This window comes from Castellaniella sp. S9 (assembly GCF_027257175.1).
GTDB lineage: Bacteria > Pseudomonadota > Gammaproteobacteria > Burkholderiales > Burkholderiaceae_B > Castellaniella.
Genome location: NZ_JAPFGD010000002.1, coordinates 372,512 through 393,909, shown reverse-complemented (window position 1 = coordinate 393,909; position 21,398 = coordinate 372,512). Strand labels below are relative to the sequence as shown.

The 21,398-nt window shown below is 67.1% G+C and carries 19 protein-coding genes and 1 pseudogene; 9 read left to right on the top strand and 11 right to left on the bottom strand.

Annotation, left to right across the window (positions count from 1 at the left end; translation table 11 throughout):
- Nucleotides 1-19 precede the first annotated feature (19 nt).
- Nucleotides 20-430, top strand: coding sequence for a DoxX family protein (locus OOZ48_RS04560; RefSeq protein ID WP_269496062.1), 411 nt, complete (start codon nucleotides 20-22; stop codon nucleotides 428-430).
- Between the two features lie 50 nt (nucleotides 431-480).
- Here OOZ48_RS04560 and OOZ48_RS04555 read toward each other — a convergent pair whose 3' ends face one another.
- The 11 genes and pseudogenes from OOZ48_RS04555 to OOZ48_RS04505 form a co-directional block, all read right to left on the bottom strand.
- On the bottom strand, nucleotides 481-705 hold the full coding sequence (locus tag OOZ48_RS04555; RefSeq protein WP_269496061.1) for a DUF2783 domain-containing protein: 225 nt from the start codon (nucleotides 703-705) through the stop codon (nucleotides 481-483).
- Nucleotides 706-713: 8 nt separating this feature from the next.
- Nucleotides 714-2,378, bottom strand: a complete 1,665-nt coding sequence (locus tag OOZ48_RS04550) for an FAD-dependent oxidoreductase (RefSeq protein WP_269496059.1) — start codon at nucleotides 2,376-2,378, stop codon at nucleotides 714-716.
- Between the two features lie 43 nt (nucleotides 2,379-2,421).
- Nucleotides 2,422-3,384, bottom strand: a complete 963-nt coding sequence (locus tag OOZ48_RS04545) for an MBL fold metallo-hydrolase (protein WP_269496058.1) — start codon at nucleotides 3,382-3,384, stop codon at nucleotides 2,422-2,424.
- 58 nt (nucleotides 3,385-3,442) lie between these two features.
- Nucleotides 3,443-4,144, bottom strand: coding sequence for an ABC transporter ATP-binding protein (locus OOZ48_RS04540; protein ID WP_269496331.1), 702 nt, complete (start codon nucleotides 4,142-4,144; stop codon nucleotides 3,443-3,445).
- Nucleotides 4,145-4,360: 216 nt separating this feature from the next.
- Nucleotides 4,361-4,759: pseudogene (locus OOZ48_RS04535) on the bottom strand (hemerythrin domain-containing protein); the annotation flags it as partial.
- A 10-nt stretch (nucleotides 4,760-4,769) separates the two neighbouring features.
- Nucleotides 4,770-5,531 (bottom strand): ABC transporter ATP-binding protein, encoded by a 762-nt coding sequence (locus OOZ48_RS04530; protein WP_269496057.1) that lies wholly within the window; start codon nucleotides 5,529-5,531, stop codon nucleotides 4,770-4,772.
- Between the two features lies 1 nt (nucleotide 5,532).
- Entirely contained in the window at nucleotides 5,533-6,465 is a 933-nt protein-coding gene (locus tag OOZ48_RS04525; protein ID WP_269496056.1) for a branched-chain amino acid ABC transporter permease, read from the bottom strand.
- Nucleotides 6,466-6,467: 2 nt separating this feature from the next.
- A complete protein-coding gene (locus OOZ48_RS04520) occupies nucleotides 6,468-7,343 on the bottom strand; it encodes a branched-chain amino acid ABC transporter permease (protein WP_269496055.1) in 876 nt (291 codons plus the stop codon).
- A gap of 441 nt (nucleotides 7,344-7,784) precedes the next feature.
- The gene (paaX, locus tag OOZ48_RS04515; protein WP_269496054.1) at nucleotides 7,785-8,741 is read right to left on the bottom strand and encodes a phenylacetic acid degradation operon negative regulatory protein PaaX; all 957 of its coding nucleotides are present in this window, start codon (nucleotides 8,739-8,741) and stop codon (nucleotides 7,785-7,787) included.
- A gap of 34 nt (nucleotides 8,742-8,775) precedes the next feature.
- Entirely contained in the window at nucleotides 8,776-9,816 is a 1,041-nt protein-coding gene (locus tag OOZ48_RS04510) for a 2Fe-2S iron-sulfur cluster-binding protein (protein WP_269496052.1), read from the bottom strand.
- Between the two features lie 118 nt (nucleotides 9,817-9,934).
- Nucleotides 9,935-10,960, bottom strand: coding sequence for a hypothetical protein (locus OOZ48_RS04505; RefSeq protein ID WP_269496049.1), 1,026 nt, complete (start codon nucleotides 10,958-10,960; stop codon nucleotides 9,935-9,937).
- Nucleotides 10,961-11,336: 376 nt separating this feature from the next.
- Here OOZ48_RS04505 and paaN point away from each other — a divergent pair, with 376 nt between their 5' ends.
- From paaN to OOZ48_RS04465, 8 genes are all read left to right on the top strand, one after another.
- The gene (gene paaN, locus OOZ48_RS04500) at nucleotides 11,337-13,004 is read left to right on the top strand and encodes a phenylacetic acid degradation protein PaaN (protein WP_269496048.1); all 1,668 of its coding nucleotides are present in this window, start codon (nucleotides 11,337-11,339) and stop codon (nucleotides 13,002-13,004) included.
- Nucleotides 13,005-13,021: 17 nt separating this feature from the next.
- Nucleotides 13,022-13,816 carry a 2-(1,2-epoxy-1,2-dihydrophenyl)acetyl-CoA isomerase PaaG gene (gene paaG, locus OOZ48_RS04495; RefSeq protein ID WP_269496045.1) on the top strand — a complete coding sequence of 265 codons (795 nt, stop codon included), beginning with the start codon at nucleotides 13,022-13,024 and terminating at the stop codon, nucleotides 13,814-13,816.
- Between the two features lie 4 nt (nucleotides 13,817-13,820).
- Complete coding sequence (locus tag OOZ48_RS04490) at nucleotides 13,821-15,347, top strand: 3-hydroxyacyl-CoA dehydrogenase (protein ID WP_442867525.1); 1,527 nt, start codon at nucleotides 13,821-13,823, stop codon at nucleotides 15,345-15,347.
- Nucleotides 15,340-15,831 (top strand): hydroxyphenylacetyl-CoA thioesterase PaaI, encoded by a 492-nt coding sequence (paaI, locus tag OOZ48_RS04485; RefSeq protein ID WP_269496040.1) that lies wholly within the window; start codon nucleotides 15,340-15,342, stop codon nucleotides 15,829-15,831. Before OOZ48_RS04490 ends, paaI begins: the two co-directional genes overlap by 8 nt.
- A 27-nt stretch (nucleotides 15,832-15,858) precedes the next feature.
- The gene (paaK, locus tag OOZ48_RS04480) at nucleotides 15,859-17,181 is read left to right on the top strand and encodes a phenylacetate--CoA ligase PaaK (RefSeq protein ID WP_269496037.1); all 1,323 of its coding nucleotides are present in this window, start codon (nucleotides 15,859-15,861) and stop codon (nucleotides 17,179-17,181) included.
- A gap of 7 nt (nucleotides 17,182-17,188) precedes the next feature.
- Nucleotides 17,189-18,415, top strand: a complete 1,227-nt coding sequence (pcaF, locus tag OOZ48_RS04475) for a 3-oxoadipyl-CoA thiolase (RefSeq protein WP_269496329.1) — start codon at nucleotides 17,189-17,191, stop codon at nucleotides 18,413-18,415.
- On the top strand, nucleotides 18,412-19,557 hold the full coding sequence (locus OOZ48_RS04470) for an ABC transporter substrate-binding protein (RefSeq protein WP_269496034.1): 1,146 nt from the start codon (nucleotides 18,412-18,414) through the stop codon (nucleotides 19,555-19,557). The genes pcaF and OOZ48_RS04470 overlap by 4 nt, the downstream gene beginning before the upstream one ends.
- 178 nt (nucleotides 19,558-19,735) lie before the next feature.
- Nucleotides 19,736-21,358, top strand: coding sequence for an acyl-CoA synthetase (locus OOZ48_RS04465; RefSeq protein ID WP_269496031.1), 1,623 nt, complete (start codon nucleotides 19,736-19,738; stop codon nucleotides 21,356-21,358).
- The last annotated feature ends 40 nt before the right edge of the window (nucleotides 21,359-21,398 follow it).

Below are 21,398 nucleotides of genomic sequence, written 5' to 3'. Positions count from 1 at the left end.
GCCCTCCAAGGATCCGCACATGTCATCGACCGTTCTGGACGACCTGGGCAAACTGGTCTTGCGCTTGAACCTGGGCATCCTGCTGCTGTTGCATGGACTGTCCAAGCTGGACACCGGCGTGGCTCGCATCGGCAACGCCCTGGCCGCGAACGGCCTGCCCGCCTTCATCGCCTACGGCGCCTATCTGGGCGAGATCCTCGCACCCGTGCTGCTGATACTCGGCCTGTATACCCGCCTGGGCGCCCTGCTCGCCCTGGTCAACATGCTGTTCGCCATCGGCCTGGCTCACATGAACCACTTGTTCACCCTCGGCCAGTCAGGCGGCTGGGGCCTCGAACTGCAGGGTTTCTTTCTATTCAACAGCCTCGCCGTCCTCCTGTTGGGCGCGGGCAGCCACAGCGTAGGCGGGCGCAACGGCCGCTGGAACTGAGGGCCGCCCACGGACCGGCTTGCGGCCCGCAGGCGCGTGGACCCTGAAGCTCAGACGTGCTTGCGCGCGATCGCCATGGCCTCGCGCAAGACCGCCAGATCGCCGATATGGTTGGCCAGCAGCAGGATCAGGCGCGCATTGACCTGCGCGCTTTGCTCCTCGCTGAGGTCGCGGTGCAGCTCGATCAATTCCTCATAGAAATCATCGCCGGGCGTGTATGCCCGGATATAGCGCTTGCCTTGTTCGCCCAGGTTGGGCCGCAGATTGAGAGACATGATGGCTCCTAGAGCTTGCAGGTTGCGCGCGCCAGCGCGCTGCGCACGGCGTTCGGGTCGATCTTGCGCCAGCGGGCGGCGACGTGCTGGTCGGGGCGCAACAGGTAGGTCGTGCCCGGATGCGCGTCGTAGCGCTCGGCAAAGCGTCCGGTGTAGTCCTCGAAGACGCGCAGGCCGTCGGGCGAGCGGCCGCCGCGCGGGGTCACCAGGATGACTTCGATGGGCAGGTCGCCGGCCATGAGGGCCTGCAGGGCGGACGCCTGCGGCACCTTGGCGGGATCCTCGACGTAGACCAGAAGCTGGAAACGGTTGCCCAGCTTGTCCAGCAGCCAGAAATTGTCCACCTGAGCGCGCATCGGGCAGTCGTCGCCCGGCGTGCCGGGCGCCATGTCGCCCAGGAATGAGGCCGTGTCCGGCGTATTCAAGCGCGAATCCTCGAGGCAGCTGGGAACCGAGAGCCGCCCGGAGTTCACCAGCGCACGCGCAAAGGGATAGTCACGCGCCAGCGTCAGGACCGCGTTGCGGAACACCAGCGACATGCGGCTCTTGGGGGTGATGAAATCGGTCGATCGCGTGGAGTTCAGGATGTTCTCGTCGGCGGCGTAGACGCGCTCGTCGGAGTACGTGTCCAGCAGGGACTCCGGCGCCTTGCCCTCGATCACCAGTCGCAGCTTCCAGACCAGATTGTCGACGTCCTGGATGCCGGAATTGGCCCCGCGGGCGCCGAAGGGGGAGACCTGGTGCGCCGCGTCTCCGACGAACAGCGCGCGGCCGTGGCGGAACTTGCTCATCCGGCGGCACTGGAAGGTATAGACGCTGACCCATTCCAGCTCGAATTCCCGGTCGTCGCCCAACATGGCGCGGATGCGCGGAATGACGTGCTCGGGGCGCTTTTCCTCCTCGGGGTCGGCATCCCAGCCGAGCTGGAAATCGATGCGCCAGACATTGTCGGCCTGGTGATGCAGCAGCACGGACTGGCCGGGATGGAACGGCGGATCGAACCAGAACCAGCGTTCGGCCGGGAAATCGGCCTTCATGACCACGTCCGCGATGAGGAAGCGGTCCATGAAGATCTTGCCGTCGACCTCGAGTTCCATCATGCGGCGGATGCTGCTGCGCGCCCCGTCGGCGACCACCATCCAGTCGGCATCCAGCGTGTAGATGCCGTCGGGCGTCTCGACCTGCAAGGCCACGCCGTCGGCCTCCGGGCTGACCGAGATGACCTTGTTGCGAAAACGCAGGTCCAGATCGGGCAAGGCCTGCGCGTGCCGCACCAGGTATTCCTCGAGGTAATACTGCTGCAGGTTGATCATCCCGGGACGCTTGTGATCGGCCTGCGGCAGCAGGTTGAAATTGTAGACCTCCTCCTCGCGAAAGAAGGTGCGGCCCACGTTCCAGCTGACCCCTTTTTCCACGCACTCGTCGCCCACACCCAGGCGATCCAGGATCTCGAGCGCCCGCTTGGCATAACAGACCCCGCGCGAGCCGATCGACACCGTGTCGTCGTCGTCGAGCAGGATCACCGGGACGCCCTGCTGGGCCAGGTCGATGGCCGCCGCCAGGCCCACGGGGCCGGCGCCGACCACGACCACGGGATGCCGCGTGGTCACACCGCCCCGCAGTTCGGGCGGCATGGAATATTCATACTTCGGGTACTGATAAGTGCTGAGCATGGGGGGGGGGTCTCCTCGATACGAATTCTTATGGTGTCGAAGTTCAGGCCTGCAGGGCGTGCCACATTTCCTTGTCGCGCTCGGCCGTCCAGATCCTGGGGTGCTTGATGCCCTGGGCCTCGTCCATGGCGCGCACCACGTCGAACGGCAAGCAGTGCTCGTAGATGAACACGTCGGCGAACTTCGGGTCCATCGCCGCGCGGATGTGCGCCATCGCCGCCTTGAGGTCCAGGCCGCGGGCCACCGCCTCGCGCGCCGAGCCGTACAGCGTCGTCACGAAGTCCCGGGTGTAGGCCAGGCCGGCGGCGACTTTCTCGGGCGTATCGAGCGCCGGGCCGCGCCCGGGCACGAGCTTTTCGGCGCCCAGCGCCGCCAGCGCATCGAGCGTCGCCGGCCACTCCTCGAGCTGGGCATCGCCCGTGTAGCAGGCCGCGCCGTACTCGACCAGGTCGCCCGAGAACAGCACGCGCTCCGATGGCATCCAGACCACGGTGTCGCCACGCGTATGGCCCGGGCCCGGATGCATGATCCTGACCTCCAGATCCTCGCCCATCCACAGGGTGATCTCGTCGGGAAACACCAGGGTCGGCCAGGTCAGCCCCGGGATCGACTCAAAATCCTGGAACAGGCGCGGGAAGCGCTCGTATTCCGATTGCATGTCCTGGGCGCCGCGCTCGACGATCATCTCGTAGGTGGCCTGGCTGGCGATGATCTCCTGCATGCCCTCGGCGCGATAGGCCGAGGCGCCCAGCACGCGCACGGCGTGATAGTGCGACAGCACGACGTACTTGATGGGCTTGTCGGTGACCTGGCGGATCTCGGCGATCAGGCGCGCGGCCATGACCGGCGTGGCCAGCGCATCGCAGATCAGCACGGCCTCATCGCCGATGATCACGCCGGTATTGGGATCGCCCTCGGCGGTGTAGGACCAGCAATGCTCGGAGAGCTGGGCAAAGGTGGTCTTTTTTTCCTCCAGGTCGGCGACGGAGGCGAATTGCTTGCTCATGATGAATTCCTCTTGCAGCGGTGAATGTTGTGGATCCAATGGCCGGCCTTGCGGCCCCTCACATGCCCAGGTAGGCCGCCCGCACCTGCTCGTTCTGGCTCATGTCGCGCCCCGTGCCCGAGAGCACGATGCGACCGGTCTCGAGCACGTAGGCGCGATCGGCGATCCCCAGGGCGGCAAAGGCGTTCTGTTCGACGAGCAGGATGGTGATGCCCTCGGCCTTGAGGGCCTTGATCACGTTGAAGACCTCCTCGACCAAGAGCGGCGCCAGGCCCATCGAGGGTTCGTCGAGCAGCAGCAGGCGCGGGCGCCCCATCAGGGCGCGGCTGATGGCCAGCATCTGCTGCTGGCCGCCGGACAGGGTGCCGGCGGGCAGGCGGCGCTTTTCCTTGAGAATCGGGAACATGGCGTAGACGCGCTCCAGGTCCTGCTCGGCCTGGCCGCGCGGGCGCGTATACGCGCCCAGGCGCAGATTGTCCTCGATGGCCAGCGGCCCGAAGACCTGCCGCCCCTCGGGGCTGTGGCAGATGCCCCGGCGCACGCGCAGATCGGAGCGCAGCCGCGAGATGTCCTGGCCGTTGAAGCGGATGCTGCCCGCACTCATGGGCTGCACGCCCGAGAGCGTGCGCAGGAACGTGGTCTTGCCCGCGCCGTTGGCCCCGATGAGCGCCACGAGCTCGCCCTTGCGCACCTCCAGATCAATGCCCTTGAGCGCCTGGATGCGCCCGTAACAGGACTCCAGCCCCGTGACCTGCAGCAGCGCGCTGTCGGCCCCCGCAGCCGACAGGTGCCGCAAGCCGCCGGCGCTGCTGCCGCCCAGGCCGATGGACTCGGGCGCCAGCGTCGCGATGCGGTGATAGAGCTCGCGGTACTCGGCGCGTGCCTGCTCGCCGAACAGCGGATCGGTGTTGTCGCCGAAGGCCGCGTTGATGCCGACCCAGTCCTCGGGCTCGAGCACCTCGCGCGCCAGCGGAAAGGCGTCCTTTTCCTCGGACCGGATGTGGCCCTTCAAGTCCTGGGCATAGCCGCGCAGGCCGGCGATGAAGGCCTCGTTGCGCACCAGCGACGGCGTGCCCCCGGCCAGCTGGGCGCGCAGGGCCTGCAAGTTGGCCGGCCCGTTGCGGTGCTCGGCCTGCAGGCGATCGAGTATGGTCGCCGCCTCGGCGCTGCGCCGCCGCATGGCCAGGAACAGGTATTCGTCCTCCTTGGCGTGATGGCAGCCGTCCATGAATTCATGGATGTAGTCGAACAAGGCCGTGAAAAAGCCTACGTCCACGGTATTGCCCGCGGCCAGTTCGTCGGCCACCAGATCGATGGTGATCGCGATGCGCCACAGGTTGCGGTGTTCTTCCTGAATGATGTCCAGTGCGTGCATGTCGGCTCCTTCAGGCGTGGCCGCCGAGGTAGGCGGCGATGACCTCGGGATTCTGGCGGACCTCGGGGCCGGTGCCCTCGGCCAGGCGCTTGCCGTAGTCCAGCACCAGGATGCGGTCGGACAGGTTCATCACCATCTTCATGTCGTGCTCGACCAGCACGACGGTGATGCCGGAGGCGGCGATTCTGCGCACGAGCGCGTCCACGTCCTGGGTCTCCTTGGGGTTCAGGCCCGCGGCGGGCTCGTCCAGGAAGATCATGCGCGGCTGCATCGCCAGGGCGCGCGCGATCTCCAGGCGCTTGAGCGCGCCGTAGGGCATGCTGTCGGCGCGCGCCTCGACGTAGCCGCCCAGGCCGACGAAGCGCATCAGCTCGGCGGCCTCCTCGCGCAGGGCCCGATCGCGGTTGCGCAGCGCCGGCAGGCGCAGCATCGCCTTGAACATGCTGCGGTCCAGGCGCAGGTGCGCGCCCACCATGACGTTCTCGATGGCGCTCATGTTCATCCAGACCTGCAGGTTCTGGAAGGTGCGCGCCACGCCGCGGCGCGCCAGCGCGTCGGGGGAGCTGCCCTGGATGTCCTGGCCGTCCAGGCGGATGGCGCCCGCCGTGGGCCGGTAGATGCCGGTGATCAGGTTGAACAGCGTGGTCTTGCCCGCGCCGTTGGGGCCGATCACCGAATACACGACCCCCTGCTCGACCGAGAAGCTGACGTTCTGGACGGCACGCACGTTGCCGAAGTGGATGGACAGGTCGCAGACTTCGAGCAAGGCCATGCTAGCCCCCCTTCGTGAAACGCGCCGCCAGCGTGGGCACCAGGCCGCGCGGCAGGAAGATCATGCACAGCATCAGGATCGCGCCGAACACCACGGTTTCCCAGCCCTCGAAGGTCGCCAGCATCTGCGGCAGCGCCGTGAGCAGCACCGCGCCCAGCACCGAGCCGAACACCGAGGCCATGCCGCCCACCACCACCATGGTGATGAGCTCGATGGAGTGGAAGAAATTGGACACGTCGGGACTGACGAAGCCGATGTAGTGCGCCATGATGCTGCCCATGACGCTGGCCATGACCGCCGAGAGCACGAACACCGCCGCCTTGTAGCGAGGCACGTCCACGCCGACGACCTGCGAGGCGACCTCCGAGCCGTGCAGGCCGCGCAGCGCGCGCCCGAACGGCGAATCGATCAGGTTGATGGCGCCCAGGATGCTCAGCACCAGGATGACGGCAATCACCCAGTACCATTGGATGTCGCGCACCAGCTCGAAGCCGAAGAGCGCCATCGAGGGCACCGGCATGCCGTCGGGGCCGCCCGTCCAGGCGGCCTCGTTGCGGATGACGATGTTGATGATGATGCCCAGGCCCAGGGTGGCCATCGCCAGGTAGTGGCCGCGCAGCTTGAGGATGGGCCGCGCCACGATCAGCGCCAGCAGCCCCGTACAGGCGGCCCCCGCGAGCAGCGCCGGCAGCGGATGCCAGCCCAGGTGGGTGGGCAGCACCGCCGAGGCGTAGGCGCCCATGCCCACAAAGCCCGCGTGGCCCAGGCTGATCTGCCCGGCATAGCCCACCAGCAGGTTCAGGCTCAGCACGATGACCGCGTTGATGCACATGCGGATCACGATGTCCAGGTAGTAGCTGTTGGGCACGATGAAGGGCATGACGGCCAGGATCACCACGAGCACGGCCAGGCCGATGTAGGCGTTCTTGCGCATGGTCACACCCGGTCCGTCGATTTGCCGCCGAACAGCCCGCGCGGCATGAAGAACAGGATCAGCAGGATCAGCACGAAGGGGATCGCGTCCTTGTAGGCCGAGGAGATGTAGCCCGCGCCCATGGCCTCGAGAATGCCCACCAGCAGGCCGCCCACCACCGCGCCCAGGCCGTTGCCCAGGCCGCCGACCACCGCCGCGACAAAGCCCTTCAGACCCAGCATGATGCCCACGTCGTAGGAGGTCAGCGTGATCGGGGTGATCAGGATGCCGCCCAGCGCCCCCAGCGCCGCGGCCAGCGCAAAGCTCATGAACAGCACCCAGTTGGTGTTCACGCCGGCCAGCTCCGCGGCGACGCGGTTGTAGGCCGTGGCCAGCATGGCCTTGCCGGCCAGCGTGCGGCTGAAAAAATACCAGAGCACCGCCACCACGATCGCCGTCACCCCGAACACCCAGAGGCTTTGGGGCAGCAGCATGGCGCCCAGGATGAACATCGGGTCGTTGTTGGAAAAGGGCGGCAGGCTGTGCGCGCCCTTGCCCAGCCACACCTGGATCACGCCGCGGATCACCAGCGAAGCACCGATGGTGATGATGATCAGGGTGACGGTCTCGGCCTCCTTGACCGGCTCGATCGCCAGTTTTTCCAGCAGCACGCCCACCAGCGCCGGCACCAGGATCGCCAGCGCAAAGGCCACCGCCCAGTGCGCCCCGGCCTGCGTGAAAAACACCGCCAGCATGCCGCCCAGCATGATGAACTCGCCCTGCGCGAAGTTGATGACGTTGCTCGCGTTGTAGATCAGGTTGAAGCCCAGGGCGGCCAGCGCATAGGTGGTCCCCACCGTCAGCCCGGAAAACAGAAACTGCAAGAACTCGGCCTGCATCACGTGTCCCCCCGGGGGGCCATCGGGCCGGCGAGCCGGCCGTCATGTTCTGTCATTGTCTTGCCTCCTTGGGTGCTGGAAAAACAGTCAGTCCCGGGAGCCGGTGGCGGCCGCCGCTCTGGCTGACTTAATAATACAAATTAATCGAGTTCACTCACATATTACGTATCAGTGTAAAAGTAGAGAATTTGGAAGGATTTCGCAAGCGATTCTGACAACCTTCCCCGCCTTATAGGGGAAAACCATCAATATGACGATCGTCTCACCTGATGGATTCATCAGCTCAGCCTGTGAAACGGCGCTTATTTTTGAATGACAAAAAAATGCCATAAAAAGAATTTTATGTATCAAATAGGAAATGAAGGGTCGTGCGCGGCGCAGAAATCCCCGCGCCGGCGCCCGTGAGGCGATACGGCGATGCCCGCCACCGGACGGAGCGGATCAGAGCGAGATCACGGCCAGCGGATCGTCGGTGGGAAAGCGTTCCAGTCCTTCGGGCTGCAGGGGCGGGTTGGAGCCGTCGGCCAGGCGCATGTGCTCGTCCAGATGGCGCTCGGAGGGCTCGAACAGGCGGCGATACAGCTCGCGGCACAGGATGCGTGCCGTTTGTCCCGGCCAGTCCTGCGGCAGCAGCACCTCGGGGAGCTCCGGATCCCGCAGCAGCAGGCGTCGGTAGTCGTGGATCAGCAGGATCCGCAGCAGAAAGGCCTCCTCGGGATCGATCTGCGCAAAGCGGTCCCGCCGCAGTTCGGCGAGCACCGGCAGATAGTCCGAGACGAAACCGCTATAGGATTCAGCGAGCTTGTCGAGGTTCCAGGCGCGCGCGACGAGCTCGGCATCGGAGGCCGACAGGGCCGACCGCGAGTCGGCCGCGAGCAGCGGCACCAGCCGGCCCAGCAGGTCGGACAGGCCGTCGGCCACCAGCGTGTCGAAGGCGGCCACGAGGTCCGTGGAGGGATGGACGAAGCAATCCGCGTTCAAGGCGCCGAAACCCTGCCACAAAAGCGCCTGGCGCAGCCGCTCGCGTTCGCGCGGATCGAGGTCGCCCACCACCAGGATCAGGCGCCAGCGGCGGTCCCAGATGGGGGCGTAGGAGGCATAGATATGGCGCGAGGCCTCCTCGAAGCGCAGCCGCCCGGCGTGCGTCAGGACGTATTCCGCGCGCCGGCCCTGCGCCTGCGCCTGCAGCCATTCCTCTTTGGCCAACCGAAAGACCGAGGTGCGCACCAGGCGTTCGTTCAGGTCGAGCGGCTCGAGCAGGCGTATCAGGCTGCCCAGCCAGATGCGCCCGCCCCGCGGCAGGACCGCGTCGCCGAAGACCGATATGATCAGGGAGCCCGCACGCATGCGGCGCTGTTGGCGGAAACTCTCGAGGCGGCGTTGAATGGATTGGATCAAGTCAGCCCTGGGACGCTGGGTCCTGTCGTGTGTTTCAGAAAGACCTGCCTTCGGCATCGGCATGCTGCTGCTGGGCGAAGAATCCTTCCTTGTGTATGAAGCCGTCGCGCGCGCCGAGGGTCTTGGCCACCGCCACGCAGGCGTCCACGAACTCGGGACTGCCGGCGACGAACAGACTGTGCGCAGAGAGGTCGGGATACAGCTTGGGCAGGATCGCGTCGATCCGCCCGTGCAGGTAGCCTTCGGCCTGCTCGCGCGTGAGCGTAATTTTATAGTCGAAATTTCGGTGCTTGGTCCGCCACCAGGACATCATGCCCACGCCATAGACGTCGGCGCGCGTCCTGGCGGAGAAAACCAGGTCCACGCGTTTCTTGTAGCCGCGGCGCAATGCGGCCTCGGCCAGGTCCATGATGGGCGACAGGCCGGTGCCGGCCGCCAGGCAGAGCACGGGCGTCTCGACCGAAGGGTCGCCGATGAAGGTGCCATAAGCGCCGTTGATCTTGAGACTGTCGCCCACCTGGACGGTATCGTGCACCCAGGCGCTGGTGACGCCGCCGTCGGCGCGCGAGATCTGCAGCGAGATCTCGCCGTCGGGGCGCGGCGCGTTCGAGATCGAGTAGGCGCGCAGCGGGATGCCGCCGCGCTCGTCGCCCAGCGTCACGTACTGGCCCGGCCAGTAGCGGATGGGCTGGCCCACCGGACGCAGGCGCAGTTCGATGATGCGCGAGGCGAGCTCGCGCCGGTCGATCACGACGAACAGCGCGCCCTCGCGCGGCGGGAACAGCTTGGGCCGAGCTTCGGCGTCGCCCCACTCGATCACCATCTCGTCCGAGATCGGCTTGGCCATGCACATCAGGCCATAGCCCTGGCGGCGCTCGTCCTGCGAGAGCGCCATGTCCAGGACCATGCCCTGGTCATACTGGCCCGACAGGACCTTGACCTTGCACTCGCCACAGGCGCCCGCCCGGCAGTTGTTCGGCAGCGCGTAACCCGCCTTTTCCAGAGCCATCAATACAGTGTCGTTGCCCTTGACCTCGATGGTCTTGCCGGAGGGCTCGATGGTGACGCGTGCCATAGGAATTCCTGAAATCAATATGAACGGCGGCCGGCGCCTTCGCCGACCGCCCTGGTAGAGGGCCCGCCCGCCGGATCAGGGTGTCCGCCGGATGGGCCCACGACATCGAACGGTGCGATTAGAACACCGGAATGATGTCCTGCATCTCGACGTCGGAGATTTCCTCGCCGGTGATGCCGACCTCGGGAATCGCCGGGAACGGGATGCCGTAGCGGTCCAGCACGCCCTTGAGGTTGAGCATGGCGTTCTTCCAGTTCTCGAGCTTGGCCTCGTAGGTGGGGATGCCGAATCCGGCATCGCGGGCGATCTGCTCGGCCTCGCGCTGGTTGGCGATGAAGTCCTCGGGCAGGTCCCAGAATTCCATCGGGGGCTCGAACAGCACGGCCGACAGGAACAGGTAGCCGGCGCGAATCTGCTTGGTGACGACGGCCTTGTGCTCCTCGCTGATGCCGGGATAGTCGCGCTCCATCACGGCCATACAGATGGCCATGTGGCGGCCCTCGTCGCGGCCGATGTTCTTGAAGGCCTCCTTGAAGACGGGCTCGCGCGAGTTCTCGTACATCTGCTTGAAGATGGTGGCCGCGGCGATCTCGCCCATGAGGAACGAACTGAACAGCACCGCCAGGTCGTACTTGGGCACGGCCTGCTTGTAGCCGTTCCAGTAGCGCGCGCCATTGAAATACAGCCAGCGGGCGTTCTTTTGCAGGCGCTTGCCGATGTCGGTCTTGGGCTCGTAGGTCAGGGGATCGGGATGCTCGAGCAGCTTGGTGATGGACAGGCCGCACATGATCTCGTGGTTCTGCTCGTCGCTGGTGACCGAGAAGAAGCACTTGCGCACCGGGTCTTCCTCGTGGACCTCGTAGGTCTTGATGAGGGCCTCGGCGAACACCGGGGGCGCGGAGGCGTCGAAGACCGACAGCAGCGTCCACCAGTAGGCGATGCACTCGCGTTCCTCCCAGGAATAGCTTTCGACGTCCAGGGTGTCCCAGGGCAGTTTTTCGGGCTCCCAGTACTCGCGCAGCGAGGCCTCCCACACTTCTTGGAGTTTCTTGGTCTTGGAGTGCCAGGACAGCGGATAGACATTGGGCTGCTGGATCTCGGGCGGAAACTCCATCTTGTCCGCGTAGCGTTCTTTGCTTGACATAACTCCTCCGTCATTGGGGGTCTGATTGTGGGTGAAACAAAGGGGGGCGTCCGGCCGTGGCAATGGACGCCGTCATCATGTTACGAACGACATGATGATGTCAAGTTATTTTGTATCGCTTTCGGGTTGGGGTTTTCCTTTATATGAAAGCATTCGCCAGGGAATACGAAATGAATCTGAGGCTACATCATCATTATGTCATTGATATATATGAATTTTTTAATTCCACAGACAATGGGCGGGAATCTTTTAGGCCACAAATAACCACACTCCAAAGCGATACATTTCGTTGACAACACGCTAATTTGTTCGTAATGTTAAGGTCGTTGAGCCGGGGCGCACCCGGAAAACCGGGATTCGCCGCCAAGGAGGCCTCATGCCGCACGCACTGCTGGACAAGCACCGACAGACCCTCGATTCCGCCCTGACGGCCATCCGCGAACGGGGCTACTGGTCGCCCTATTCCGAATCGCCCAGTCCCAAGGCGTACGGGGAGGCCGCGCCCGCGGACGGCCGCGCGGCCTTCGAGGCCCACCTGGGCCGCTCCTTTGAACTCGACCAGCCCGGCCAGTCCGGCTGGCACGATGGCGAGATCTCGCCCTACGGCGTCGAGCTGGGCGTGCGCTATCCCGTATGCGACCCCCAGGCCCTGGTGGACGCCGCCCTGCGGGCCATGCCGCAGTGGCAGGCGGTCGGCGCGGAGGGCCGGGTGGGCGTCTGCCTCGAGATCCTCGAGCGCCTCAACCGCCGCAGCTTCGAGATCGCGCACGCGGTCATGATGACCAGCGGCCAGGGCTGGATGATGGCGTTCCAGGCCGGCGGGCCGCACGCCCAGGACCGCGGCCTGGAGGCCGTCGCCTACGCCTGGCGCGAAATGTCCTTCATCCCCCATGAGGCCACCTGGGAAAAGCCCCAAGGCAAGCATCCGGCCCTGGTGATGCGGAAAAATTACGAAATCGTGGGACGCGGCGTCGGGGTGGTCATCGGCTGCGCGACCTTCCCCACCTGGAACACCTACCCGGGGCTGTTCGCCGCCCTCGCGACCGGCAACCCCGTCCTGCTCAAGCCCCACAGCCAGGTGGTCCTGCCGGCGGCCATCACGGTGCGCGTGATCCGCGAGGTCCTGGCCGAGCACGGCCTCGATCCCAACTTGGCGGCCCTGTGCGTGCCCGCCGACCGCGAGGCGGCGCAGGCGCTCTTCCGCCACCCCGAGGTCCGCTCGATCGACTACACCGGCAGCAATACCTTCGGCCACTGGCTGATCGACCATTGCCGCCAGGCGCAGGTCTATGCGGAACTGGCCGGCGTCAACACCATCGTCATCGAATCCACCGACGCCTACCGCGCCATGCTGCGCAACCTCGCCTTCACCCTGTCGCTGTATTCGGGACAGATGTGCACCACCTCGCAGGCCCTGGTGCTGCCGGCCGCCGGCATCGACACCGACGAGGGACACAAGACCTTCGAGCAGGTGGGCCAGGACCTGGCCGCCGCGATCGAGGTCTTCCTGTCCAAGCCGGAGGTCGCCCACGCGGTGCTGGGCGCCATCCAGTCCGACGACACCCTGGCGCGCATCGAGCAGGCCTCGGCCGGCGCCATGGGGCAGGTCATCCTGGCGGCCAAGGCCCTGGACAACCCGGATTTCCCCCGGGCGCGCGTGCGCACGCCGGTGCTGGTCGCCTGCGATGCCGCCGACGCCGCACACTATTCGCAGGAACAATTCGGCCCCATCAGCTTCATGGTGCGGGCCACGGACAGCGAATCCGCGATCGCCCTGGCCGAGGACATCGTCCGCCGCCACGGGGCGCTGACCGCCGCCATCTACAGCACGCGCGAGCCCGTCATCGAGGCCATGACGCAGGCGACCTGGCGCGCCCAGGTCGCCCTGTCGATCAACCTGACCGGCGGCGTGTTCGTCAACCAATCGGCCGCGTTCTCCGATTTCCACGGCACGGGCGGCAACCCGGCGGCCAATGCCTCCTATGCCGATTCGGCCTTCGTCGCCAACCGCTTCCGCGTCGTGCAGCGCCGGCGCCACGTCTGAACCCTCAGGGAACCGCCATGGACTACGCCAACATCCTTTTTGAATCCGCCGACGGAATCGCCCGGCTCACGCTCAACCGCCCCGACAAGCTCAACAGCTTCACCGAGGCCATGCATGCCGAGGTGCGCCACGCGCTCGAGCGGATCCAGTCCGACGCCGGCGTGCGGGTACTGGTGCTGACCGGTGCGGGACGCGGGTTCTGTGCCGGCCAGGACCTCGGGGATCGCGCCATGCAGATCCAGGCGGGCCGCATGCCCGACCTCGGCCACACGGTCGAGCATTTCTACAAGCCCCTGGTCCTGACGCTGCAGAACCTGCGCGTGCCCACCCTCGCCGCGGTCAACGGCATCGCGGCCGGCGCAGGCGCCTCGATCGCCCTGGCGTGCGACCTGGTGGTTGCGGCCGAATCGGCGGCCTTCCTGCAGGCCTTCAGCAAGATCGGGCTGATCCCGGACACCGGCGGCACCTGGTTCCTGCCGCAGCGCATAGGCATGGCCCGCGCCATGGGTCTGGCGCTGCTGGCCGACAAGCTCCCTGCGCGCCGCGCCGCGGACTGGGGCCTGATCTGGTCCTGCGTGGCCGATGGCGACTTCGGCACCGAGGTCGACCGCATCGCACGACAGCTCGCCCAGGCCCCGACCAAGGCGCTGGTGCGCACCCGCCAGGCCATGCATACGGCCCCGATGCACACCCTCGAGCAGCAGCTCTCGATGGAGGGCGGCTTCATGCGCGAACTGGGCTGGAGCGCCGACTATGCCGAGGGCGTGGCCGCCTTCAACGAAAAACGGCCTGCCCGCTTCACCGGAGATTGACCCTTTGGCCCGACTGGAGACTGACGCCCGCATTGCGGTGATCGGCGCCGGCACCATGGGTGCCGGCATCGCGCAGGTGGCCGCCCTGGCCGGCCACGAGGTGCTGCTGCACGACGCGCGCGGCGGCGCCGCGGCCGAGGCCGCGGAACGCATCCGCGGCCAGCTCGCCGGCCTCGCGGCCAAGGGCCGCCTGGACAGCGGCCTGGCGCAAGCCGCCGGGGCGCGTGTCTCGATCGCCGACAGCCTCGAGGCGCTGGCGCCCGCGGCGCTGACGATCGAGGCCATCGTCGAACAGCTCGAGGCCAAGCAGGCCTTGTTCCGCCGGCTGGAAACGATCCTGGCGTCCGATAGCCTGCTGGCCAGCAATACATCGTCCATCCCGATCACCGCGATCGGCGCGGCGCTGGCACACCCCGGGCGACTGGCCGGGATGCATTTCTTCAATCCGGCCCCGCGCATGCAGCTCGTCGAGATCGTCTCGGGGCTGGACACCGACGCGGCCACCGCCGCCACCCTCCACGACACGGCGGCCGCCTGGGGCAAGACGCCGGTGCATACCCGTTCGACCCCGGGATTCATCGTCAACCGGGTCGCCCGCCCCTATTACGCCGAGGGCCTGCGCCTGCTGCTCGAGCAGGCCGGCGACCCGGCCACCCTGGACCACATCCTGCGCGCCAGCGGCGGCTTTCGCATGGGCCCCTTCGAGCTCATGGACCTGATCGGCCACGACGTCAACTTCGCCGTCACGTGTTCGGTCTGGAACGCCTTCTACCAGGACCCGCGCTTCCAGCCCTCGCTGGTCCAACAGGAGCTGGTCGACGCCGGGCGACTGGGCCGCAAGACCGGACAGGGTTTCCACGACTACCGGCCGCAGGCACAGGGGCCTACGCCGCGCCTCGAGGCTGTGCGCGCCGCGCCCGCGGACATCACGCTCCACGGCGACAGCCCCGCGGCGCAAGCCCTGGCCGACCGCCTCCAAGCGCGCGGCATCACCCATCGGCGCGCCGCCGCGGCGCCCGACCAGCGCATCGCCGGCATCGGCCGCGCGGCCCTGTACCTGACCGACGGCCGCACCGCCACCCGCCGCGCCGCCGACAACGGCCAGGCCGACACGGTCCTGCTGGACCTGGCGCTGGATTTCGCGCAGGCCTCCTGCGTGGCGATCGCCGCCGCCCGGCAGGCCGGCGCCGATGCGATCGCCGACGCCGTGGGCCTGCTGCAGGCCGCGGGCCACGAGGTCGCGCGCATCGGCGACGTCCCGGGCATGCTCGTCATGCGCACGGTCGCGATGCTGGCCAACGAGGCCGCCGACGCCGTGAACCAGGGCGTCTGCACGGCGCAGGCCGTGGACCAGGCCATGCGCCTGGGCGTCAATTATCCCTTGGGCCCCCTGGAGTGGGCCGACCGCCTCGGCGCGGCGTCGATCGGCACGGTCCTGAACCACGTCGCCGCCGCCTACGGCGAGGACCGCTACCGGCTTTCCCCTTTGATCCAGCACGCCATTCATTCCGCAAGGCCCATCCATGACTGACGCCCGCAACACCCAGACCCGCCACGACGCCCAGGCCGTTGCCCAGGCCGCCGCGCAAGCCATGTGGCGCCGCGACCGCACCGCCCATGCACTGGACATGGCCCTGCAGGCCGTCGGCCCAGGCACGGCCACGCTGACCATGACGGTGCGCCGCGACATGCTCAACGGCCACGGCATGTGCCACGGCGGCATGATCTTCACGCTGGCCGACACCGCCTTCGCCTACGCCTGCAACAGCTACGACCACAACACGGTCGCCTCGGCCTGCCAGATCGATTTCCTCGCTCCCGCGCACGAAAACGACGTGCTGCAGGCCAGCGCCGCCGAGCGCGCCCTGGCGGGCCGCAGCGGGGTCTACGACATCACCGTGCGCAACCTCACTAGGGAACGCGACATCGCGCTGTTCCGCGGCAAATCGCACCGCATCCAGGGCCTGGTCACCGAATCGCTGGCGGACGGATCCGACCCGGCGCCCCAGGCCTGAACGATCAAGCACACCAGGAGACACCCCATGCCCGTCAAGCAACCCAAACCCGGAGACCTCGAGCCCATCGAGCGCGCAAGCCGCGATGAAATCGCCGCACTGCAACTGCAGCGGCTGCAGTGGACCGTCCGCCATGCCTACGAGAACGTGCCCCACTACAAGCGCGCCTTCGACGCGCGCGGCGTGCATCCGGACGACCTCAAGACCCTCGCCGACATCGCCAAGTTCCCCTGTACCTCCAAGGCGGACCTGCGCGAGAACTATCCCATCGGCATGTTCGCGGTGCCGCGCGAGCGCATCGCCCGCATCCACGCCTCCTCGGGCACCACCGGCAAACCGACGGTCGTGGGCTACACGCTCAACGACATCGACAACTGGGCCGACCTGGTGGCGCGCTCGATCCGCGCGGCGGGCGGACGCCCTGGCGACATCTGCCACGTCGCCTACGGCTATGGCCTGTTCACCGGCGGCCTGGGCGCCCACTACGGGGCCGAGCGCGCGGGCTGCACCGTCATCCCCATGTCCGGCGGCCAGACCGAAAAACAGGTCCAGCTCATCCAGGATCTGCGTCCCGACATCATCATGGTGACGCCCTCGTATTCCCTGGTGATCGCCGAGGAATTCGAACGCCAGGGCATCGCCCCCGAGGACATCTCGCTGAAGGTGGGGATCTTCGGCGCCGAACCCTGGGGCGAGGGCATGCGCGGCGAGATCGAACGCAAGCTCGGCCTGGACGCCGTGGACATCTATGGCCTGTCCGAAGTCATGGGCCCGGGGGTCGCCTCGGAATGCGTCGAATCCAAGGACGGCCCGGTGATCTGGGAGGACCATTTCTATCCCGAGATCGTCAATCCGGAGACCGGCCAGCCGGTCGCCGACGGCGAGGAAGGCGAACTGGTCTTCACCTCGCTCACCAAGGAGGCCCTGCCGATCATCCGCTACCGCACCCGCGACCTGACGCGCCTGCTGCCCCCGACCTCGCGCAGCTTCCGCCGCATGGGCCGCATCACGGGGCGCTCGGACGACATGCTGATCATCCGCGGGGTCAATGTCTTCCCCACCCAGATCGAGGAGCAGATCCTGCGCGATCCGGCGCTGGCGGGCACCTACCAGATCATGCTCACGCGCGAAGGCCACCTCGACAACGTCGAGATCCGCTGCGAGCTGCAGCACGACGCCGACGCGCTGGACGCGGCGCAGATTTCCGAGATCGCCAAGCGCCTGCAGCACCACATCAAGACCAACATCGGCATTTCGACCAAGGTCTCGGTCACGCATTACGGCAGCCTGCCGCGCACCCAGACCGGCAAGGCCCGACGCGTGTTCGATGAGCGCCCGAAACAACATTGAGGCCGGCATGGACGCCTACATCTGCGATGCGATACGCACCCCCATCGGACGCTACGGCGGCGCCCTGTCGGCCATCCGCGCCGATGATCTCGCCGCCCTGCCGATGCGCGCCCTGATGGGCCGCACGCCGGGGCTGGACGCCGCGGCCATCGATGACGTCCTGTACGGCTGCGCCAACCAGGCGGGCGAGGACAACCGCAACGTGGCCCGCATGGCGGCGCTGCTCGCGGGCCTGCCGGATACCGTCCCGGGAACCACCCTCAACCGCCTCTGCGGCTCGGGGATGGACGCCGTCGGGCTGGCGGCGCGCTCGATCAAGGCGGGCGAGGCGGACCTGATGATCGCCGGCGGTGTCGAGAGCATGTCGCGCGCGCCCTTCGTCATGGGCAAGGCCGACAAGGCCTGGTCGCGCCAGGCGGCGATCTTCGACACCACGATCGGCTGGCGCTTCGTCAATCCCCGCCTGGACGAGGCCTACGGCACGCACTCCATGCCGCAGACGGCCGACAACGTGGCCGAGGATTTCGGCGTCACGCGCGCGGACCAGGACGCCTTCGCCCTGCGCAGCCAGCAGCGCTGGGCGGCCGCCCACGCCGCCGGCCGGTTCCAGGACGAGATCCTTCCCGTCGAGATCCCGCGCCGCAAGGCCGATCCCCTGCTCTTCGATACCGACGAGCATCCCCGCCCCGACACCACGCTCGAGGGCCTGGCCCGCCTCAAGGGCATCAACGGTCCCGGCCTCAGCGTGACGGCCGGCAACGCTTCGGGGGTCAACGACGGCGCCTGTGCGCTGCTGCTGGCGTCGGCGCAAGGGGCGCGGCGCCACGGCCTGACGCCGCGGGCGCGCGTGGTCGGCATGGCCACCGCGGGCGTCGCGCCGCGCATCATGGGCATGGGCCCGGCGCCCGCCACGCGCAAGGTGCTCGCACAGACCGGGCTCTCGCTGGACCAGATGGACGTCATCGAGCTGAACGAGGCGTTCGCCGCCCAGGCCCTGGCCGTCCTGCGGGACTTGGGCTTGCCCGACGACGCGCCTCATGTCAATCCCAACGGCGGCGCGATCGCCATCGGCCATCCGCTCGGCATGAGCGGCGCACGGCTGGTGACCACCGCCATGTACGAACTGGCCCGCCGCGGCGGACGGTACGCCCTATGCACGATGTGCATCGGAGTCGGCCAGGGCATCGCCCTGGTCATAGAAAACCTAGTCGACCCTCAAGGAGACAAACCATGAAGTTCACTATCAAGCATTGGGTGGCTGGCGCGGCTTTGGCCATGGTCAGCCTCGGCGCGACCGCCGCCGATCCCATCAAGATCGGCTCGGTCCTCTCGGCCACAGGCCCCGCATCCTTCCTGGGCGACCCCGAGGTCAAGACCCTCGAGATGTACATCGAGTCGATCAACAAGGAAGGCGGCGTGCTCGGCCGCCAACTGGAGCTCGTCTACTATGACGACGGCAGCGACTCGAACAAGGCCAACGGCTTTGCCAAGCGCCTGATCCACGACGATCAGGTCGACCTCATCATCGGCGGCACCACCACCGGGTCGACCATGTCGATGTATCCCCTGGTCGACAAGGCCGGCATCCCGTTCATCTCCCTGGCCGGCGCCACCGTGATCATCGACCCGGTCAAGAAATGGCTCTTCAAGACGCCCCATACCGACCGGATGGCCGCCGAGAAGGTCTTCGAGGACATGAAAAAGCAGGGCATCACCAAGATCGCCCTGGTGACCGAGACCAGCGGCTTCGGCCAGTCGGGCAAGAAAGAAGCCGAAGCGGTGGTGGACGGCTATGGCATCCAGATCGTGACCGAAGAGACCTACGGTCCCAAGGACACCGACATGAGCCCGCAGTTCACCAAGATCAAGAACAACGGCGATGTACAGGCGGTCTTCATCATCGGCCTGGGCCAAGGCCCGGCGCTGGCCAGCCGCAGCTACAAGCAGCTCGGCATCACGCTGCCGCTCTACCACGCGCACGGCGTCTGCTCGGACGAGTTCATCAAGCTCGCGCGTGATGCCGCCGAAGGCGTGCGCCTGCCCTGCGCGGCCCTGGTGGTGGCCGACAAGCTGCCCGACAGCGACGCGCAAAAACCCGTCGTCACCGCCTACAGCAAGGCCTACAAAGAGCGCTGGAAATCCGACGTGTCCACGTTCGGGGGCCATGCCTACGACGGCCTGATGATCGCGGTCGACGCCATCAAGCGCGCCGGCAGCACCGACAAGGAAAAGGTCCGCGACGCCATCGAGAACACCAAGGGCCTGATGGGCACCGGCGGCGAATTCAACCTGTCGCCGACCGATCACATGGGCCTGGATCTCAGCGCCTTCCGCATGCTGGAAATCAAGAGCGGCGACTGGACGCTCATCGACTGAGGTCCGCATTCCCGCCGGCCGGCCGCCCTCGCGCGGACCGGTCTCCGACCGCAGCCCCCGCCGCGGCGCCTCCAGGATCTGGGGCGCCGCGGTTTCCGTCCAGGTCCACGCGCGCGCCAATCGCAGTACGATAGAGGCACCATCGACCCAGAATCAGAATAACTTTCGCGAGGTACCCATGCTGCAGGCCGGCGCCGACTACGAACACACCAGACAGGCTTTCACCTGGTCCATCCCCCAGCATTACAACATCGGCGTGGACGCCTGCGACAAGTGGGCCGACGGCAGCGGGCGCCTCGCGCTGATCGTCGAGACGCCCGACGGCGCACGGCGCTATACCTTCGACCAGCTCAAGGCCTGGTCCGACCGGTTCGCCCAGGCCCTCAGGGCCCAGGGCGTGGATCGCGGCGACCGCGTCGGCATCCTCTTGCCGCAGACGCTGGAAACCGCGATCGCCCACATCGCCATCTACAAGCTCGGCGCCATCGCCGTGCCGCTGTTTACCCTGTTCGGCACCGAGGCCCTGCAATACCGGCTGGAAAATTCCGGCGCCCGCGCCCTGGTCACCAACGCAGACAGCCTGGACAAGATCGCCGCCATCCGGGAGGGCTTGCCCGAACTCGCGTCCGTCTTCAGCATCGATGGCGGCGCCGCGGTCCCCGGCCTGCATGCGTTCTGGCAGGCCGTCGAGGACCAGGACGGCGCATTCACCGCCGTCGACACCCTGGCCGAGGACCCCGCGCTCATCATCTACACCTCGGGCACCACCGGCAAGCCCAAGGGCGCACTGCATGCCCATCGTGTGCTCCTGGGCCACCTGCCGGGGGTCGAGATCTCGCACAATTTCTTTCCCGACCGGGCGCAGCTCATGTGGACGCCGGCCGACTGGGCCTGGATCGGCGGCCTGCTGGATGTGCTGATGCCATCCCTGCATCATGGGATTCCCGTACTGACCTGCCGCCTGCCCAAGTTCGACGCGGACATTGCGCTCGAACTCATGGCGCGCCATGGCGTCACCCATACCTTCCTGCCGCCCACCGCCCTCAAGCTGCTGCGGGCGGCCGGCGATCCGGGGCGCCATGGCCCATTCGCGCTCGTCTCGATCGCCAGCGGCGGCGAAACCCTGGGCAGGGAGCTCATCGAATGGGGCCGCCAGAACTTCGGCCTGACCATCAACGAGTTCTATGGCCAGACCGAATGCAACATGATCGTCTCGTCGTGCGCCGCCCTCTTCGAGCCGCGCATCGGCGCCATGGGCCGGCCCGTGCCGGGTCACGACGTGCAGATCATCGACGACGCGGGCAGGATCCTCCCCGACGACGTCGAAGGCCACATCGCCGTGCACCGTCCCGACCCCGTCATGTTCCTGGAATATTGGTGGAACCCGCGCGCCACGGCCGACAGCTTCGCCGGCGACTACCTGCTGACCGGCGACCGGGGCAAACGCGACGCCGACGGCTTCATCTGGTTCATGGGGCGCGGCGACGACGTCATCACCACGGCGGGCTATCGTGTGGGCCCAGGCCCGATCGAGGATTGCCTGCTGGGCCATCCCGCGGTGCGCATGGCTGCGGTGATCGGCGTGCCCGATGCCGAACGCACCGAGATCATCAAGGCGTGCATCGTGCTCAACAGCGGCTACCAGGGCAGCGCCGAACTGGTCGCCGAGCTCCAGGACCACGTGCGCCGCAAGGCCGCCGCGCACGAATATCCGCGCCTGGTGGAATTCATGGACTCACTGCCGATGACGACGACCGGCAAGGTGATCCGCAAGGAACTGCGGCGGATGCATGAACAATAGCCACCTCAAGCCGGAATAGCCCTCCACCTCGCGGCCTGCA

Coding starts and splice junctions, on each gene's coding strand:
- OOZ48_RS04560 (WP_269496062.1), top strand. CDS start 20: ATGTCATCGACCGTTCTGGACGACCTGGGCAAACTGGTCTTGCGCTTG.
- OOZ48_RS04555 (WP_269496061.1), bottom strand. CDS start 705: ATGTCTCTCAATCTGCGGCCCAACCTGGGCGAACAAGGCAAGCGCTAT.
- OOZ48_RS04550 (WP_269496059.1), bottom strand. CDS start 2,378: ATGCTCAGCACTTATCAGTACCCGAAGTATGAATATTCCATGCCGCCC.
- OOZ48_RS04545 (WP_269496058.1), bottom strand. CDS start 3,384: ATGAGCAAGCAATTCGCCTCCGTCGCCGACCTGGAGGAAAAAAAGACC.
- OOZ48_RS04530 (WP_269496057.1), bottom strand. CDS start 5,531: ATGGCCTTGCTCGAAGTCTGCGACCTGTCCATCCACTTCGGCAACGTG.
- OOZ48_RS04525 (WP_269496056.1), bottom strand. CDS start 6,465: ATGCGCAAGAACGCCTACATCGGCCTGGCCGTGCTCGTGGTGATCCTG.
- OOZ48_RS04520 (WP_269496055.1), bottom strand. CDS start 7,343: ATGCAGGCCGAGTTCTTGCAGTTTCTGTTTTCCGGGCTGACGGTGGGG.
- OOZ48_RS04510 (WP_269496052.1), bottom strand. CDS start 9,816: ATGGCACGCGTCACCATCGAGCCCTCCGGCAAGACCATCGAGGTCAAG.
- OOZ48_RS04505 (WP_269496049.1), bottom strand. CDS start 10,960: ATGTCAAGCAAAGAACGCTACGCGGACAAGATGGAGTTTCCGCCCGAG.
- paaN (WP_269496048.1), top strand. CDS start 11,337: ATGCCGCACGCACTGCTGGACAAGCACCGACAGACCCTCGATTCCGCC.
- paaG (WP_269496045.1), top strand. CDS start 13,022: ATGGACTACGCCAACATCCTTTTTGAATCCGCCGACGGAATCGCCCGG.
- paaI (WP_269496040.1), top strand. CDS start 15,340: ATGACTGACGCCCGCAACACCCAGACCCGCCACGACGCCCAGGCCGTT.
- paaK (WP_269496037.1), top strand. CDS start 15,859: ATGCCCGTCAAGCAACCCAAACCCGGAGACCTCGAGCCCATCGAGCGC.
- pcaF (WP_269496329.1), top strand. CDS start 17,189: ATGGACGCCTACATCTGCGATGCGATACGCACCCCCATCGGACGCTAC.
- OOZ48_RS04470 (WP_269496034.1), top strand. CDS start 18,412: ATGAAGTTCACTATCAAGCATTGGGTGGCTGGCGCGGCTTTGGCCATG.
- OOZ48_RS04465 (WP_269496031.1), top strand. CDS start 19,736: ATGCTGCAGGCCGGCGCCGACTACGAACACACCAGACAGGCTTTCACC.